The 15,860-nt window shown below is 71.8% G+C and carries 15 protein-coding genes; 7 read left to right on the top strand and 8 right to left on the bottom strand.

Going from position 1 to position 15,860, the window contains the following annotated elements:
- Positions 1–203: 203 nt before the first annotated feature.
- The 4 genes from ACYVF7_RS40905 to ACYVF7_RS40920 all read left to right on the top strand — a co-directional run bounded on the left by ACYVF7_RS40905 (position 204) and on the right by ACYVF7_RS40920 (position 3,863).
- Positions 204–623 carry a PPOX class F420-dependent oxidoreductase gene (locus ACYVF7_RS40905; protein WP_460351364.1) on the top strand — a complete coding sequence of 140 codons (420 nt, stop codon included), beginning with the start codon at positions 204–206 and terminating at the stop codon, positions 621–623.
- A 179-nt stretch (positions 624–802) separates the two neighbouring features.
- On the top strand, positions 803–2,089 hold the full coding sequence (locus ACYVF7_RS40910; RefSeq protein ID WP_460351365.1) for an ABC transporter substrate-binding protein: 1,287 nt from the start codon (positions 803–805) through the stop codon (positions 2,087–2,089).
- Positions 2,086–3,027 (top strand): carbohydrate ABC transporter permease, encoded by a 942-nt coding sequence (locus ACYVF7_RS40915; RefSeq protein WP_460351366.1) that lies wholly within the window; start codon positions 2,086–2,088, stop codon positions 3,025–3,027. Before ACYVF7_RS40910 ends, ACYVF7_RS40915 begins: the two co-directional genes overlap by 4 nt.
- On the top strand, positions 3,024–3,863 hold the full coding sequence (locus ACYVF7_RS40920; protein ID WP_460351367.1) for a carbohydrate ABC transporter permease: 840 nt from the start codon (positions 3,024–3,026) through the stop codon (positions 3,861–3,863). The genes ACYVF7_RS40915 and ACYVF7_RS40920 overlap by 4 nt, the downstream gene beginning before the upstream one ends.
- Positions 3,864–3,956: 93 nt before the next feature.
- Here ACYVF7_RS40920 and ACYVF7_RS40925 read toward each other — a convergent pair whose 3' ends face one another.
- Genes ACYVF7_RS40925 through ACYVF7_RS40955 form a run of 7 tightly spaced genes read right to left on the bottom strand, consistent with a single transcriptional unit; the run spans position 3,957 to position 10,331 of the window.
- Positions 3,957–4,970, bottom strand: a complete 1,014-nt coding sequence (locus ACYVF7_RS40925; protein ID WP_460351368.1) for an amidohydrolase family protein — start codon at positions 4,968–4,970, stop codon at positions 3,957–3,959.
- A 4-nt stretch (positions 4,971–4,974) separates the two neighbouring features.
- A complete protein-coding gene (gene melA / locus ACYVF7_RS40930) occupies positions 4,975–6,267 on the bottom strand; it encodes an alpha-galactosidase (RefSeq protein WP_460351369.1) in 1,293 nt (430 codons plus the stop codon).
- A gap of 13 nt (positions 6,268–6,280) precedes the next feature.
- On the bottom strand, positions 6,281–7,033 hold the full coding sequence (locus tag ACYVF7_RS40935) for an SDR family NAD(P)-dependent oxidoreductase (protein WP_460351370.1): 753 nt from the start codon (positions 7,031–7,033) through the stop codon (positions 6,281–6,283).
- Between the two features lie 58 nt (positions 7,034–7,091).
- Positions 7,092–8,150 carry an alanine racemase gene (locus tag ACYVF7_RS40940; protein ID WP_460351371.1) on the bottom strand — a complete coding sequence of 353 codons (1,059 nt, stop codon included), beginning with the start codon at positions 8,148–8,150 and terminating at the stop codon, positions 7,092–7,094.
- Positions 8,147–8,536 (bottom strand): RidA family protein, encoded by a 390-nt coding sequence (locus ACYVF7_RS40945; RefSeq protein ID WP_460351372.1) that lies wholly within the window; start codon positions 8,534–8,536, stop codon positions 8,147–8,149. Before ACYVF7_RS40945 ends, ACYVF7_RS40940 begins: the two co-directional genes overlap by 4 nt.
- 2 nt (positions 8,537–8,538) lie before the next feature.
- Positions 8,539–9,387, bottom strand: a complete 849-nt coding sequence (locus ACYVF7_RS40950) for an MBL fold metallo-hydrolase (protein ID WP_460351373.1) — start codon at positions 9,385–9,387, stop codon at positions 8,539–8,541.
- Positions 9,384–10,331, bottom strand: coding sequence for a zinc-binding dehydrogenase (locus tag ACYVF7_RS40955; RefSeq protein WP_460358383.1), 948 nt, complete (start codon positions 10,329–10,331; stop codon positions 9,384–9,386). Before ACYVF7_RS40955 ends, ACYVF7_RS40950 begins: the two co-directional genes overlap by 4 nt.
- Before the next feature lie 74 nt (positions 10,332–10,405).
- Here ACYVF7_RS40955 and ACYVF7_RS40960 point away from each other — a divergent pair, with 74 nt between their 5' ends.
- Positions 10,406–11,179, top strand: a complete 774-nt coding sequence (locus ACYVF7_RS40960) for an IclR family transcriptional regulator (RefSeq protein WP_460351374.1) — start codon at positions 10,406–10,408, stop codon at positions 11,177–11,179.
- Positions 11,180–11,206: 27 nt separating this feature from the next.
- On the opposite strand, the gene ACYVF7_RS40965 is transcribed toward ACYVF7_RS40960, so the two are convergent.
- Positions 11,207–12,400, bottom strand: coding sequence for an ROK family transcriptional regulator (locus tag ACYVF7_RS40965; protein ID WP_460351375.1), 1,194 nt, complete (start codon positions 12,398–12,400; stop codon positions 11,207–11,209).
- A 54-nt stretch (positions 12,401–12,454) separates the two neighbouring features.
- Here ACYVF7_RS40965 and ACYVF7_RS40970 point away from each other — a divergent pair, with 54 nt between their 5' ends.
- Together ACYVF7_RS40970 and ACYVF7_RS40975 are read left to right on the top strand one after the other, a co-directional pair.
- Positions 12,455–14,686, top strand: coding sequence for an HAD-IA family hydrolase (locus ACYVF7_RS40970; protein WP_460351376.1), 2,232 nt, complete (start codon positions 12,455–12,457; stop codon positions 14,684–14,686).
- Between the two features lie 13 nt (positions 14,687–14,699).
- Positions 14,700–15,860, top strand: coding sequence for an epoxide hydrolase family protein (locus ACYVF7_RS40975; protein ID WP_460351377.1), 1,161 nt, complete (start codon positions 14,700–14,702; stop codon positions 15,858–15,860).

A 15,860-nucleotide genomic window follows, 5' to 3' on the forward strand; every position in this document is an offset into this window, starting at 1 on the left:
GTCCGCGCCGAATCCGTTGGCGTGTCCAACGCGGCCACGGCGGATGCCGGGCCACGAACTCGCGGGAGAAGGCGCCGCTGGGCAAGGAGATCGCCGCCCCGGCCACTCTGGGGCGGCGCGAACGACTCTCCCGAGGTGTGGCAGCGTGGAGACGCGTCCCGGGGCGCCCCCGGGCGTGGCCCATCGCCATAGGAGGAGAAGTCATGTCGAAGCCGCCGCTCCCCGAGACCGTGGTCGCCATGTTGAAGAAGCCCAACCCGGCGGTCATCGCCACCCTGCGCTCCGACGGGCAGCCGGTGTCCGCGGCCACCTGGTACCTCTGGGACGAGGGCCGGGTGCTGGTCAACATGGACGAGGGCCGCAAGCGGCTCGACCACCTGCGCAACGACCCCAGGGTCTCGCTGACGGTGCTCGACGGTAACTGGTACTCCCACGTCACGCTCATCGGGCACGTCGCCGAGATCCGCGACGACAAGGATCTCGCCGACATCGACCGGCTGTCCCAGCACTACACGGACCGGTCATACCCGCAGCGGGACCGCGGCCGGGTCAGCGCCTGGATCGAGATCGATCGCTGGCACGGCTGGGGCGGCTTCAAGGACAGCGACCAGGCCGGCGGATAGGCAGAGCGCAGGTCGCGACGCCCGGCCAGCGGTCACGGACCAGCGGAAACCTTGACCCTCCGGGCGCGCGGCTGTTAGCTTTGCGGCACTCAACGGAATAGCATTCCGTATCGCGGAAACGTGCCGAACGGGAGACGGCCGGTACTGCGGTTCGCGGAGGCGTCGGCGAAGGGACCCCTATGAAGAGAATCGCGCCGATACTCGCCCTGCTGCTCGTCGGCACGGCCGCCTGTTCGTCTGGCGGCCGTGCCGACGACTCCTCCGGTCCGGTCGAGATCACGATCTGGCACGGGCAGGCCGATATCGCGGCCAAGTCGATCGAGGGACTGGTCGCCAAGTTCAACAGCACGCACCCGAACATCAAGGTCAAGACGGACTCCGGGGGCGCCACGGCCGACGCCATGCTTCCGAAGGTCACCGCGGCCCTGGCCGCCGGCACGTACCCGGACATCGCGTACGTCTACGGCTCGTGGGCCGCCAACATCGCGCACAGCCCGAAGGCCGCCGACCTGAACGCGGTCGTGCGCGACCCGAAGACCGGCTGGAACGACTTCTGGCCCAACACCCGGCAGGTCGCCACAGTCGGCCACAAGGTGATCGGATTTCCGGCCTACGTCGACGACCTGACCGTCCTGTACAACAAGCGGCTGCTCGCCAAGGCCGGGCTGCAACCGCCACGGCCCGACTGGACGTGGGACGACTTCCGGACCATGGCGCGAAAGCTCACCGACGCCAGGTCACAGACGTACGGCACGACCTGGGCGATCAGCGGTGGCGAGGAGACCACCTGGACCTACTGGCCTCTGCTGTGGCAGAACGGCGGGCAGATCCTCTCCCCCGACATGAAGCGCACCGCGTTCGACGGCCCGGCCGGTGTTCAAGGCCTGACGCTGTTGCAGCAGATGGCCGTTCAGGACAAGTCGGTGTACATCGACTCCAGTCCCGCCGAGAAGGGACAGAAGCTCTTCGAGTCCGGCCGTCTCGGCCTGTTCCTGTCCGGGCCGTGGGTGCTCCCCGACGTCAAGGCGGCGAAGATCGACTACGGGATCGCGCCGTTGCCCGGCACGAACGGCGACCACCAGACGATCTCCGGTCCCGACAACTGGGTCGTCCTGGACCACGGGTCCCGGCGGGTCAAGGCCGCAGCGGAGTTCCTGACCTGGCTGACCGCGCCCGATCAGCAACTGGTCTGGATGAGCGACACCGGCTCGCTGCCGACCCGGCAGTCGATCACCAAGCTCCCCGGATACCGGGCGTACCTGAAGAAGTATCCCGGCATCGACGTGGTCACCGCCAACCTGGCCAACGCCAAGCAGGTCCGTCCGACGTCGACCCGGTACCCGCGCGTCTCCTCCTACATGGCCGGCGCGATCACGTCGGTGCTGCTCGGCAGGTCCGACCCGAAGAGCGCCCTGGACGACGCGGCCCGCAAGTCCGACGCCCTGCTCCGGGTGCCGGGCGCATGAGCGCACCAGCGATGACCGGTTCTCGTACGGAGCCGGGGCGGGCGTCCGCCGCGACGCGTCGCTCGCGCACCCGGCTCGGCGACCACGTGGCCGGGTGGACGTTCGCCGGTCCGTCGACGCTGCTGGTGCTCGGCTTCTCGCTGCTGCCGATGGCCTGGGCGCTGCGGCTGTCCTTCACCGACTCCGACCTGGTGACGTCCGGCCGTTCGGTCGGCCTGGCCAACTATCGCGCGCTCGCGCACGACGCCGTCTTCTGGCAGGCGATCCGCAACACCCTGACGCTCATCGCGATCTACATTCCGGTCTCGCTGGTGCTCGGGCTGCTCGTGGCGCTGCTGCTGAACAAGCCGATCAAGGGGAGCGCGTTCTACCGCTCCTGTTTCCTGGTCCCGTTCGTCGCCTCCGCGGCGGCCGAGGGCCTGCTGATGGGCTTCGTGCTGGACAAGAACTTCGGCGCGGTCAACGGCCTGCTCACCCGCGTCGGCCTGCCCGCCCAGGGGTTCCTGGACAGCCCCGCCCAGGCGATGTACGTGATCGCCGGCATCTTCGTCTGGACGCAGTTCGGCTTCAACGTCGTCATCTACCTGGCCGCGCTGCAGGAGCTGCCCGCCGAGGTGCTCGAGGCCGCGGCGATCGACGGGGCGGGCAGGTGGGCGACCTTCCGGCGCATCATCGTCCCGTCGGTCCGCTCGATCTCACTGTTCCTCATGGTCTGGGCCCTGATCGACAGCCTTCAGTTCTTCGACCTGATCCTGACCACGACCAAGGGCGGCCCGCTCAACTCGACGATCACGATCGTCTACTACGTCTGGCAGCTGGCGTTCCAGTACTTCACCGCGGGGTACGGCGCCGCCGTCGCGTACGTGCTGTTCGCCGGGAGCCTGCTCGCGATCGTCGTCAGCCTGGCCTTCGGCCGGCGGAAGGGGTTCCTGTCGTGACCACCTCGACCCTCCCGGCGCGACGACGCGGCAGGCCGAGCGCGCGGCATCTCGTGCTGGCCCCGCTGTCCCTGCTGATGGTCGCGCCGTTCCTGCTCATGCTCGTCAGCTCGGTGATGACCAAGACCGAGCTGAACCGCTTCCCGCCGCCGCTGCTGCCCGGGCGGATCGACCTCACCGGGTACCGCGAGCTGCTGTCGAGCTCGCAGTTCCCGCGCTGGTTCCTCAACAGCCTCATCGTGTCGGGCGTCATCGTGGTCTCCCAGGTCGTGCTGTGCAGCATGGCCGGGTACGCCTTCGCCCGGATGCGGTTCGCAGGGCGGCGACTCGCGCTGGCGCTGGTCATCGCGACGACGCTCATCCCCTTCCAGCTCACCGTGATCCCGACCTTCCTGATCTTCCACAAGATCCACTTGATCGACACACTCGGCGCGCTCATCGTGCCGCAGCTCGCGTCGGCGCTCGGGGTCTACCTCATGACCTCCTTCTTCCAGAACTTCCCCCGGGAGCTGGAGGAGGCGGCCCGGATCGACGGGTGCTCGCGGTTCGGCGTGTTCTTCCGGGTCGTGCTGCCGGTGGCCCGTCCCGCGCTGGCGGCGCTCGCCGTGATCACCTTCATCTACGCCTGGAACGACCTGTTCTGGCCGCTCATCGCCATCACCTCGAAGGAGAGGTACACGGTGCAGGTCGGCCTGACCACCTTCCAGGGCGCCCACCAGGCGGACTGGCCGCAGATCATGGCCGGCACCGTGCTCACCACCGTGCCGGTTCTCATCGTGTTCATCATCGGCCAGCGCCGGTTCGTCCAGGCGCTCGCCGGCGCGGTCAAAGGCTGAGCCGACAACGTCCCGGCCCGCCGTGAGGAGGGCCGGGGACGGACCGAGCACACCCGCCTCGTACGCCGGGGCGCGCCGCCGTGGGCCGGGGGCCTACAGCCCGAGGACGCGCACCGCGTTCGCGGCGTAGACCCGCGCGAGGACGTCCGGCGGCAGGCCGAGGCCGCTGATCGTCCAGCGGCCCATCAGAGGCGGGTCGTCGGTGGAGTGCGCGAACGCCTCGTCGAGGGTCTCCAGAAACCGGAAGTGGGTCGCGTAGACGTCCGCGTCCGGCGGGAACTCGTCCGTGCCGAACAGCACCCGGTCGGGGAAGCGCAGGATCAGCTCCCGGGTCGCGCGCGGCTGCCGGCCCAGCTCGGCGATCCTGGCCGCGATGTCGATGTGCAGGTTCGGGTAGGAGGCGAGCATGCGGGCCACCCAGGTCAGGTCCTCGGCGTTGCAGCCCGCGTGCACGGCGACGAACGTCGTGCGCGGATGCCGGCCGACGAGGGCCTCCAGCGCCCCCATCAGCCGTTCGAAGCGGGGGAACCGCGCCGTGTCCGCGTAGGACCAGCCGGGGTTGGCCACCAGCTGCTCGTACCGCTCGTTGCGGCCGTCCACCGGGTCGAAGAACGCGACCGGGTCGGCGGTGTGGATCGCGACCGGTACGCCGAGGTCGGCGGCGGCCTCCCACAGCGGGTCGAGCCGCCGGTCGTCGGGCAGCAGCAACGTGCCCGCACCGTCCCTGACGTGCAGGCCCAGGTCCTTCCAGACCTTCAGGCCGCGGGCGCCGGCGGCGACCGAGCGCGCCAGGCTCTCGGCCGCCGCCTCGCCGGGCAGCGCCCAGTCGACGTGGCAGAACGTGACGAACCGCCCGGGGTACGCGCGGTCGTACCGGTCGAGGTTGGCCTCCAGCTCCTCACCCCACCGGCCGTCGAGGTTGACGATGGTCCGCACGCCGCAGGCGTCCATGAGTCGGATCAGCTCCGGGACGTCGGGGACCGCCCAGTCCCCGGCCAGCCAGCGGCCGAGGTGGTTGTGCGCGTCGACGGCGGGCACGGCCGCGCGCGGGACATGCGTCCCCTGAACGCGCAGCCGTGCGCACGGCCGGTACTCGCCGAGCTCCATCGGCCTACCGCCGGACGCCTTCCGGCAGCGCGTCGCCGTGCGCCTCGATCATGTCGTCGACGAGGTCGTGGATCCGCGAGAGGGGCAGCGTCGCCGCGGTGTTCGGGTCGAGCATCGCGGCGTGGTAGACGTGCTCGCGGCTTCCCTCCAGGGCGGCCCGTACGGTCAGCTCGCCGACGTTCAGGAAGGTCCGGTTCAGCGCGGCGAGCTGCGGCGGCAGGTCACCGATCCTCGTCGGCCGCACCCCGGACCGGTCGACGACGCAGGGCACCTCGACGCAGGCGTCCTCGGGCAGGTTGGTGATCAGCCCGCCGTTGCGGACGTTGCCGTGCACGACGCGCCGCGTACCGGTCTCGATCGAGTGGATGATCTCCGAGGCGAGCTCGGAGGCGGGTTCGATCTCCACGCCCTCGCCGGCCTCCAGCCGCCGTACGGTCTCGGCGTAGCTGTCGAGGTTCTCCTGCGACCATTCGAGGTAGGCGCCGATCTGGATGCCGAAGTGCTCGACCTGGTCGTCGTGGCGGAGGAACCACGGCAGGTACTCCGACCCGTGCACGCTCGACTCGGTCGGGAAGTGCCCGAACCGCTCGAAGACCTCGGCGCGTACGGTGCGCCGCAACGCGGGGTCGGCGTCGACGACCTCGGCGAGCCGCGGGTACAGGTCCTCGCCATCGCGGGTGAAGCGCAGCACGAACGCCTGGTGGTTGACGCCGGCGGTGACGAAGCCGACCTCCTCCTCCGGCACGCCGACGAGCGAGGCGAGCCGGGCCTGCGTGTCGCGCACGGAGTGGCAGACGCCGACGACGTTGCGGAACGGCGTGCCCTCGTACACCGCCCGCGGGATCATCGACATCGGGTTGGTGTAGTTGAGCAGGAGGGCGTCCGGGGCCAGTTCGGCCAGGTCGTTGCCGAGCCCGACCATCACCGGGATGGTGCGCAGCGCCCGGAAGATCCCGCCGATCCCGAGCGTGTCGGCGATCGTCTGCCGCAGCCCGTACCGCGCGGGCACCTCGAAGTCGATCTTCGTGGCGGCGAACCCGCCGACCGCGATCTCGTTGATCACGTAGTCGGCGCCGTCGACCGCGCGCCGCCGGTCCGCGTGCGCCTCCACCTTGGCGGGCAGGCCGAGGTGGTCCACCATCCAGTTCGCCATGGCCTCGGCGGTGGCCAGACGCTCGGAGTCGATGTCGTTGAGGACGAGGGTCGAGCCGCCGAGACCCGGCAGCGTGAGGACGTCGGACAGGATGTTCTTGGTGAACTCGACGCTGCCGGCGCCGATGAAGACGATGCGTGCCATGACCGGTGGTTCCTTACATGATCGCCAGCTGGCCGCCGTCGATGACCAGCTCGGCTCCGTTGATGAAAGACGCGTCGTCGGACGCGAGGAAGGCGTACGCCGCCGCGACCTCGCCGGCGTGGCCGGCCCGCCCGAGGGGGATGTGGTCCCGCTCGTACGCCGCGACGAACTCGTCGTCCGGCGTGATGGAGGCGTTCAGCGGCGTACGGATGTAGCCGGGGCATACGGCGTTGACCCGGATGCCGTGGCCGCCGAGCTCGACCGCCATGGTCTTGGTCAGCAGCAGCACGCCGCCCTTGCTGGCGTTGTAGTGGGCGTACTCGGCCTCGCCGCCGAGGCCGTTGGTGGAGGACATGTTGACGATCGCGCCGCGGGTCCCGGCCGCGACCATCGCCCGGCTCACCGCCTGCGCGACCAGGAACATGCCGCGCAGGTTCACCCGCATCAGCGCGTCCCAGTGCGCCGGGGTGATCTCCAGGAAGGGCTCGCGCCAGGCGGTGCCCGCGTTGTTGACGAGCACCTCGACGGTGCCGAGGAAGCCGGTCGCCTCGGCGACGAGCCGCGCGACGTCCTCCTCCCGCGACACGTCGCAGGCGGTCCCGGCGATCTCCCCGAGTTCCGCCAGCTCCTCGAGGGTCGCGGCGACGCCGTCCAGCCCGCAGACGAAGACGCGCGCGCCCTCCTCGAGGAAACGCCGGGCCGCCGCCTTGCCGATGCCGCTCGTGCCGCCGGTGATGAGCACGCCCTTGCCGTCGAGCCCGCGCATCAGCGCACCTCGCCGATGCCGCCGGTGATGACTACGCCCTTGCCGCCGAGGCCGCGCATCAGCGGACCCGTCCTCGGGCCGCGACGACGAGCTCGCCTGCCAAGGCGCCGTCCCGTACGGCGTGGGCGCGGTCGAACAGGTTGCTCACCGGGCAGACGTGGTTGGGGATGAGCTCCAGCCGCTCGCCGATATCGGGACCGCCGCCGGCCGGGCACCGGCCGACGCCGTGCTCCTCGCTGAGGAACCGCATGCCGAACTCGGGACGGCCCGCGACGATGATGCCCTCCGGCCGCCCGTCGGCGGCCAGGCACTTGGTGCCCGCGTCCACCACGAACCGGTCGGGCGCGGGCCGCGCGACCACGGTCGCCAGGATGCGGGCCGCCGCCGTCGCCTCCGTCGCCACGCCGAGACGGATCATGTTCGCGTCGTTGAAGACGTACGTGCCCGGCCGGATCTCGGTGACGCCGGGGACGCCGGCGGCGTGCCGGGCCGTCGGCGTCGAGCCGACGCTGATCTCCAGTCCCCCGCCGCACAGCTCGGCCGTCTCGACCAGGTCGGTGACCTCGCGCTCGGCGACGCGCCGCAGCTCCTCTTCGCTGGTGGTCCGGTACGCGTGGCCGGCGTGGGTCAGCAGGCCCGCGACCCGGACTCCGGGCACCTTCTCGATCGCCCCGACCAGCTCCGCGGTCAGCCGGCCCGGCGGCCTGCCGAGCCGCCCCAGGCCGGTGTCGACCTCGACGAACACTTCGATGTCAGCGCCGGCGAGATGCTCGGCGACCTCGACGGAGTCGAGGCTGACCCGCACGCGGGCGCGTTCCCGCAGCACCCGCAGGCGCTCCAGCTTCGGCTCGCCCCACAGCGGGTAGGCGAGCAGGATGTCCGTGCAGCCGGCGTCTGCCATCACCTCGGCCTCGCCGAGCTTGGCGCAGGTGATCCCGGCGGCGCCCGCGGCGAGTTGCGCCGCGGCCAGCTCGGGCATCTTGTGCGTCTTGACGTGCGGCCGCAGGGCCACGCCGTGCCCGGCCGCGACCGCCGCCATCTCCGCGATGTTGTCCCGCACGCGGTCCAGGTCGACGATGAGCGCCGGGGTGTCGATCGCCTCGTACGGGACGGTCATGGTCCCTCGCCCGGCAGGTAGAGGACGGCGTCGATCTCGACGAGGATGCCGAGCAGCCCGGTGGCCACCGTCGTACGGGCCGGCGGCGGCGAGGGCATCGCGGCCGCGTACGCGGCGTTGAACTCCGCGAAGTCGCCGATGTCGGCGAGGTAGGCATTGATCTTCACCGCGTCGGCGAGCGAGCCTCCGGCGGCCTCGGCGACGGCCGCCAGGTTGCGGAGGGTCAGGGCGGTCTGCTCGGCGACCGTGCCGGGCACGACCTCGCCGGTCCGTGGATCGAGCGGGCCCTGGCCGGAGATGAAGACGAAGTCCCCGGCCCGGACGGCGGGTGAGTAGTGGCCCGCCGGAGGGGCTCCGGCCGGCGCCGCGATGACCTGTCGTGACATGGTCACACTCCCAGAACGACGGTTCGTCCCACTTTGGGGATGAGGTATTCCTGGTCGGGGAACCGCCGGTCGAGCACGTCCACGAAGGTCGTCACCGACTCGGAGTTCACCGCGAACAGGTCGTGGTGGCTGGGCAGCAGCCACCGGGCGCCGGCGGCGCCGGCCAAGTGCGCGGCCTCCGCGATGGTCAGGTTCCCCACGATGCCGAGCTCCTCGCGGATCCGGTCGCGGCCGTTGACCGGCAGCAACGCGACGCGGGGCCGCAGCGCGGTCAGCGCGCGGTCGATCGACGGGTGCGGGACCGTGTCGCCCGCGTGGTAGACGGTCACGCCCTCGTCGACCTCGACGACGTAGCCGAGGAAGCGGTGCGCGCCGTCCTGGACCATGACGTCGTAGCAGTCCGGTCCGGTGTACTCAGGCGCGTGCGCCGCCGGTACGGGGTGGATCCGCACCCCGTCGATGTCGAGGGTCTCGCCCGCCAGACCCGGCCGGAAGTCCGCGCCGAGCCGCTCCACGTCGGCCTTCAGCACCGGAGGGGCGACCACGGTGAACCGGCGCCGCGCCAGCGCCGGCGCGAGCGTGTGCGGGTCGAAGTGGTCGGCGTGCTCGTGGGTGACCACGACGACGTCGGCGTCCAGGTCCGCCGGGGCGAACGGCGGTGGGAACCGCCGCGCCCACCGGCCGGGCGGCCCGAACTCGGAGTCCTCGGCGAGCCGGTCGGACAGGTAGGGGTCGATCGCCACCACGGTGCCGGAGGCGCCCTTGACCAGGAAACCGGCCTGGCCGAGCGCGCAGATCGCCACCGTCCCGGGCGGTACGCGCAGGTCGCGGAAGCCGTCGCTGACGTTCATGGGGCGCTCCGGGGCGAGAGAAGGGCCTTGACCGGCTCGGTGCCGCCGTTCATCAGGTCGGTGAACACCGCGGCGCCGTCGGCGAGGGGGAAGGTGCCCACCCATTTCGGGTCCCAGTCCGCCGCGACCTCGACCGCCTCGGCGAACTCCTCGCCGGTGTAGCCGAACGAGCCGAGCACCCGCTTCTCGGTGCGGACCAGGTCGGTGGCGTCGAACCCGCCCTCCGGGCTGAGCAGGCCGATCCAGACGGCGGTGCCGCCGGGGGCGAGCCGGGCGAGGGAGGCCTCGTGCGTGACGGGCAGCCCGACGGCGTCGACGATCACGTCGAACTCGCCGTCCAGGGCCGGTCCCGTACGGTCGGCGCCCTCCCTGCGGGCGACCTCGCGGCGCCGTTCGGACGTGTCGGCGGCGGCGACGTACGACGCTCCCCACAGCCGGGCGAGCCGCAGGCACAGCAGCCCGATGGACCCGCAGCCGATCACGCCGACCCGGGCGCCTTCGGGCCGGCCGGCGAGGTTCCAGACGTGCACGGCGTTGGCGACGGGCTCGACGAGGCCGGCGGCGGTCCAGGACATGCCGTCGGGCAGGTCGTGCAGCGCGGCCCTGGGCACCGCGACGCGCTCGGCGAAGCCGCCCGGCCGGTGCACGCCCAGGATCGCCCGATCGCGGCAGAGCCGCCCGCGCCCGTGGACGCACAGATCACAGCGGCCGCACGAGATGATGGGATTGACCGCGACGCGGCGGCCGTCGGAGGTGGTCCCGGCGAACTCATGGCCCATCACGAGCGGTGGCGTACGGAATCCAGGAGTGCGCACGCCGTGGAGTTCGCTGCCGCAGATGCCCGCGGTGGCCACCTCGAGGACGATCTCGTCGGCGTCGGGAGAGGGTTCGTCGACCGTGCGTAGCTCCACCACACTCGGTGCAGTGAAGACCAGTGCCTTCATCACGCCGCGAATGTAGCAGCAATCCACGATACGGGCTAGGATTCCGCTATACGGAATCAAGGAGCTTATAGCCAATGACCGAGAAGCAACCGCCCGTCGGCAGCGTCGACCGCGCACTGCGCATCATCCAGCTGCTGTCCCACAGCGGCCAGGGCACCACTCTGGAGGAGCTCGCGATCCGCTCGGGGATCCCCCGCAGTTCGCTGCACCGGCTGCTCAGCGCGCTCAAGCACCGAGGGTTCGCGTCGCAGCCCGAGCCCAACGGGCCCTACTTCCTCGGCAGCGAGCTGATGGCGGCGGCGTTCCGCTTCCACGACCGTCTCGACCTGCGGGCGCTGGTCCAGCCGGTGCTGATGCGGCTGCGCAAGGAGCTCAACGAGACCGTGCACATGGCGGTGCTGGACGGCGCGGAGGTCGTGTACGTCGACAAGGTCGAGGCCATCCACCCGATCACCATGTCCTCGGTGATCGGCGGACGGAACCCCGCCCACTCGACCGGGGTCGGCAAGGCACTGCTCGCCTGGACCTATCCCACCGACGAGGCCATCCGGCTCTGGGCCAAGACCCATCAGCCGCTGGCCGCCCGGACCCGGCGCTCGATCACCTCGCCGTCGGCGCTGGCCGAGGAGATGGGACGCATCCGCGAGCAGGGCTACGCGCTCGACCAGGAGGAGAACGAAGAGGGCGTACGCTGTGCCGCGATCCCCATCTTCCTCGGCCGTACGACCCCCGCGGCCGGGGTGAGCGTCACCGCGCCGAAGGACCGCTTCCCCCCGGCCCGGCTCAAGGAGGCCGCCGAGCTGCTCCGCCAGGTCGTGACGGAGGAGATCGACCGCCACATCGACTGACGGCCCGAACCGGCGGCTTACCTACGCTTACGTGGAGGATCGGAGGGCCGCCCAGGCGGCGAGGCCGTCTTCGGTGAGGACGTGGTCGAGCGCGGTCACCACCGCCCCGTGCAGTGCCCCGTCGCGGCCGAGCGCGGCGGCGACCACGGGGGGCGGGTTCGCGCGGCGGAAGCGCATGAGGCCGTCGGCCAGGGCAGCGGTGAACTCCGGCTCCGCCGCGGCCCGGAGTGAGTCCGCGAGGCCGCCCAGGGTGACGACGGCGGGATCCATCGCATTGATCAGTCCGGCGAGACCGGCACCCAGCCCGCGCGCGGTGCGGCCGATGGCTGCCCGGACGCGCGGATCCGCCGGCGCGCGGGCGAGAGCCTGCTCCGCGTACGTACGGGGGTCGCGGGGCGGAGGGTCGCCGAGATGGCGGGCGATGGCCCGGCCGTCGACCACCAGGTCCCAGCAGCCCCGGGCGCCGCACGGGCAGCGCAGGTCGGGATCGCCGAACGGGAGGTGACCGAACTCCCCGCCGGCGCCCGTCGCGCCGTCGACGGGCCGGCCGTCGACGACCAGGGTGCCGCCGACGCCCACCTCCACGGTGATGTGGAGGACGGTCGAGGCTCCGGTGGCGACGCCCTGCCGGGCCTCGGCGAGGCCCGCGAGGGTCGCGTCGTTGCCGATCAGCAGCGGCACGCGCGGATCGACCGCCGGCGCCGCCAGGTCCACCGCGTCCCAGCCGAGCACGGAGGACTGGACGACCCTGCCTCGCTGCACGGTCCCGGCGATCGCCACGGAGACCGCCCGGACGCGTTCTCCATGACGTCGGTGGAGGCGCCGCACCCCCTGCGCGACCGCGTCGATCACACTCTCGGGGTCACGGCTTCGGTGAGTGCCGGTCTCCGCGATCTCGAGCCGTCCGTCGAGCGGCGCGACCGCGCACCGCCAGTCCTCCTGACGGAGGTCCACCGCGATCACGACGGGCCCGTCCGGATGGGGAGTGAGTACGGTCGTCGGCCGGCCACGGGCCGCCGTGGCGGCAGGCGTCTCGGCGAGAAGGGACAGGTCGCGCAATCGGGCGGTGATCTCGGTGGCCGAGCCGGTGCTGAGACCGAGTCGGCGCGCGACGGCCGCCCGGGTCACGCCCGGCTCGCGGCGCATCTCGTCGAGGACGGCGAGCGCGCCGCGCCAGCGGGCATCCCTGGCCCGCGCGGACCGCGATCGGGGGCTTGCCATACGTACCTTCTCCTCGTTTATGCTCGCTGCACGAGTTTATTAGAAGGAGACGCTGTGCGGCGACAACGAACGGACCTCGGAGCGATCGAAGCGGTTCTCCTGGACATGGACGGCACTCTCGTCGACTCCGACGCTTCGGTCGAGCGCGCCTGGTCGATCTGGGCGACGGAGAACGGCGTCGACGTCGGCGCGGTGCTCGCCATCGCCCACGGGAACCCGGCCGCACGTACGGTTCAGCGGCTGCTTCCCGAGCTCGACGAGGACGCGGTCGCGGAGGCGGCGCGGCGGCTGCACGCCCTGCAGTACGAGAACCTGGCGGTCGTCACCGCGGCGCCCGGCGCGGGCCTCCTGCTCGCCACACTCGACCGGCTCGGACTGCCGTGGGCCGTGGTGACCAGCGCCGACGGACGGCTGGCCGAGGCGAGCCTCCAGGCGGCGGGAATCGACCCGCCGTTCGTCCTCACGATCGACGACGTGGGAGCGGGCAAGCCCGATCCCCAGGGCTACCTGAAGGCCGCGGCCCGCCTGGGGGTTCTTCCATCCGCCTGCCTCGTGGTGGAGGACTCGGAGCCAGGGCTGGCCGCCGGGCGGGCGGCGGGTATGTCGACCGCGGCGCTCCGGGGGCTGTCCGGCGATCTGTCGCTGCCCGACCTCGGCCGGCTGGCCCACCTGCTGGAACGGTCGCGGATCCGGCCGTGGTGGCGCGACGCCGTCGGCTACCAGGTGTACCTTCCGTCGTTCGCGGACGGCACCGGTGACGGCTGGGGTGACCTGACCGGGGCGAGCGCGCACCTGGATCACCTGGCGCGGCTCGGGGTGGACGTGGTGTGGCTGACCCCGTTCTTCCGCTCGCCGATGCGCGACCACGGCTACGACGTCGCCGACTACCGAGCCGTCGATCCGTCGTTCGGCGGGGAGGCCGCCCTCGACGGGCTGCTGGCGGAGGCGCACCGCCACGGGATGCGGGTGATCGGCGACCTGGTCGTCAACCACACCAGCGACGCCCACCCCTGGTTCGCCGCCGCCTCCTCCTCACGGACGGACCCGCACCGCGACTACTACATCTGGCGGGATCCGGCCCCGGACGGAGGCCCGCCCAACAACTGGCTGTCCCACTTCGGCGGGCCTGCCTGGACGTTCAGCCCGGCGACCGGTCAGTACTACCTGCACCTGTTCCGCCCGGAACAGCCCGACCTGAACTGGCGCAATCCCGCGCTCGCGGCCGAGATCGACGCGATCGTCGAGCACTGGCTCGCGCGGGGCCTGGACGGCTTCCGCATCGACACCGCCGCCTACCTCGTCAAGGACGCGGACCTGCGGGACAACCCGCCGCTGCCCGTCGGCCGGATCCTCCCGATGCGGGGCGTGACGATGGACTGGCGCCGCCAGGAGCATCGTCACGACATCCACCAGCCCGACGTGCACGCCGTCCACGAGCGGTGGCGGCGGATCGCCGACCGGCACGACGCCCTCCTCGTCGGCGAGGTCTACGAACTCGATCCTCGGGCGCTGGCTCGTTTCGTCGAGGGCGAGCGGCTGCACTCGTCGTTCTGGTTCGGGTTGGTGGAGACCGGCTGGGACGCCGACCGGATCGACACCATGGTCGAGGCCGCCGTGACGGCGTCGCCACGACTCTCCTGGGTCCAGGGCAACCACGACCGTTCCCGTGCCGTCACGCGGTTGGGGAACGGGCTCCGGGGACGGCGCCGCTCCCTCGCGCTGCACGTCCTGATGGCGTTGCTGCCGGGAACCTTCTGGCTCTACCAGGGCGAGGAGCTCGGCCTGGGTGACGGGCAGGTGCCGCCCGGCCAGGGCGCCGACCCGCTGGGCGCCGCCCAGCCGGAGGAGAGCCGCGACGCCGCGCGCACCCCCATGCCGTGGTGCCCTGGCCCGGGTCTGGGATTCACCACGGGGCGTCCGTGGCTGCCCGACGGCGCACGCGGTGACGACGAGACGGTGGCGATGCAGCAGGACGACCCCGCATCCCACCTGAACACCGTCGGCCGGCTGCTGGCCACCAGACGCCGGCTGGCCCACCTGCTAGCCACCACCGACGACGTGGCCAGGGCCGTGCTCGCGGAACCGGTGACCGCCTACCGCCGCGGAGCACTCTGGTCCGTCGTGAACCTGCGGGACACCCCGGTGGCCGATCTGGACCTGCCCGCGCCGGCGGTGTTCGACACGGACGACCCCTCCGTCACGCCCGACCGGCCCAGGACCGGCCGCGTCCGGCTCGCTCCCCAGCAGGCGCTCCTCCTGACCGAAGACGCGCGCCTCACGCTCTGATGAGGAGGGCGGCATGACCGACGAGGTGATCCCGTTCCAGCTCGACGTACCCGAGTCCGTACTCGGCGACCTGCGGGAACGCCTGTGGCGCACGCGGTGGCCGGAGGAGGAGACGGCCGACGACTGGTCGCAGGGCGTACCCCTGGACTACCTGCGCGAACTGTGCCGGTACTGGGCCGATGAGTACGACTGGCGGGCCACCGAGCGACGCCTGAACGCCCTGCCGCAGTTCCGGACCTCCATCGACGGGCTCGGGATCCACTTCCTCCACGTCCGCTCGCCGTACGAGGACGCGCTGCCGCTCATCCTCACCCACGGCTGGCCGGGATCGGTCGTGGAGTTCCTCAAGGTGATCGGGCCGCTCACCGACCCGGCGGCGTACGGCGGCGACGCCCGCGACGCGTTCCACGTCGTGTGCCCGTCGCTGCCCGGCTACGGCTTCAGCGACAAGCCGGACCGCCCCGGCTGGGGCGTCGAGCGGATCGCCGGCGCCTGGATCCGGCTGATGGCCCGCCTCGGCTACGACCGGTACGGCGCGCAGGGCTCCGACTGGGGCACGACCATCACCACGCTCATCGGCCGGCAGGATCCGGGCCACGTGGCGGGCATCCACCTCGTCCCGCCCCTGGCCGCCCCGGACCCGGCCACGTTCGGCGACCTCACCGATTCGGAGGTCGCCGCGCTCGCCGACCTCGAGCGGGCCCAGGAGACCGAGGACGGATACTCGCTGGAGCAGTCCACCCGGCCGCAGACCATCGGCTACGGGCTCGTCGACTCCCCGGTGCTGCTCTGCGCGTGGATCATCGAGAAGTTCCGCTCCTGGACCGACTGCGGCGGTCACCCCGAGAACGCCCTCACCCGCGACGAACTCCTCGACAACCTCATGTTCTACTGGCTGCCCGGGACCGGCGCGTCCGCCGCCCGGCTCTACTGGGAGAGCTTCAAGCAGGTCCAGCGGATCTTCACCACCGAGACGACGGACGTGGTGACGGTCCCGGCCGGTTGCTCCATCTTCCCCAAGGAGAACCCCCGGCCGTCCCGGCGGTGGGCCGAGAAGCGCTTCACCGACATCCGGTACTGGAACGAGCCGGACAGGGGAGGCCACTTCGCGGCGTTCGAGCAGCCCGGGCCGTTCGCCGAGGAGCTGCGGGCCTTCTTCCGGCTGGTCCGCTGA

The sequence above is a fragment of the Actinoallomurus acanthiterrae genome (genome assembly GCF_054775715.1).

Excerpts from the sequence above, each read along its gene's own strand:
- ACYVF7_RS40975 (WP_460351377.1), top strand. The coding sequence starts at position 14,700 with ATGACCGACGAGGTGATCCCGTTCCAGCTCGACGTACCCGAGTCCGTA.
- ACYVF7_RS40965 (WP_460351375.1), bottom strand. The coding sequence starts at position 12,400 with ATGGCAAGCCCCCGATCGCGGTCCGCGCGGGCCAGGGATGCCCGCTGG.
- ACYVF7_RS40910 (WP_460351365.1), top strand. The coding sequence starts at position 803 with ATGAAGAGAATCGCGCCGATACTCGCCCTGCTGCTCGTCGGCACGGCC.
- ACYVF7_RS40950 (WP_460351373.1), bottom strand. The coding sequence starts at position 9,387 with ATGAACGTCAGCGACGGCTTCCGCGACCTGCGCGTACCGCCCGGGACG.
- ACYVF7_RS40935 (WP_460351370.1), bottom strand. The coding sequence starts at position 7,033 with ATGCGCGGGCTCGACGGCAAGGGCGTGCTCATCACCGGCGGCACGAGC.
- ACYVF7_RS40960 (WP_460351374.1), top strand. The coding sequence starts at position 10,406 with ATGACCGAGAAGCAACCGCCCGTCGGCAGCGTCGACCGCGCACTGCGC.
- ACYVF7_RS40905 (WP_460351364.1), top strand. The coding sequence starts at position 204 with ATGTCGAAGCCGCCGCTCCCCGAGACCGTGGTCGCCATGTTGAAGAAG.
- ACYVF7_RS40925 (WP_460351368.1), bottom strand. The coding sequence starts at position 4,970 with ATGGAGCTCGGCGAGTACCGGCCGTGCGCACGGCTGCGCGTTCAGGGG.
- ACYVF7_RS40955 (WP_460358383.1), bottom strand. The coding sequence starts at position 10,331 with ATGAAGGCACTGGTCTTCACTGCACCGAGTGTGGTGGAGCTACGCACG.
- ACYVF7_RS40945 (WP_460351372.1), bottom strand. The coding sequence starts at position 8,536 with ATGTCACGACAGGTCATCGCGGCGCCGGCCGGAGCCCCTCCGGCGGGC.
- ACYVF7_RS40915 (WP_460351366.1), top strand. The coding sequence starts at position 2,086 with ATGAGCGCACCAGCGATGACCGGTTCTCGTACGGAGCCGGGGCGGGCG.
- ACYVF7_RS40940 (WP_460351371.1), bottom strand. The coding sequence starts at position 8,150 with ATGACCGTCCCGTACGAGGCGATCGACACCCCGGCGCTCATCGTCGAC.
- melA (WP_460351369.1), bottom strand. The coding sequence starts at position 6,267 with ATGGCACGCATCGTCTTCATCGGCGCCGGCAGCGTCGAGTTCACCAAG.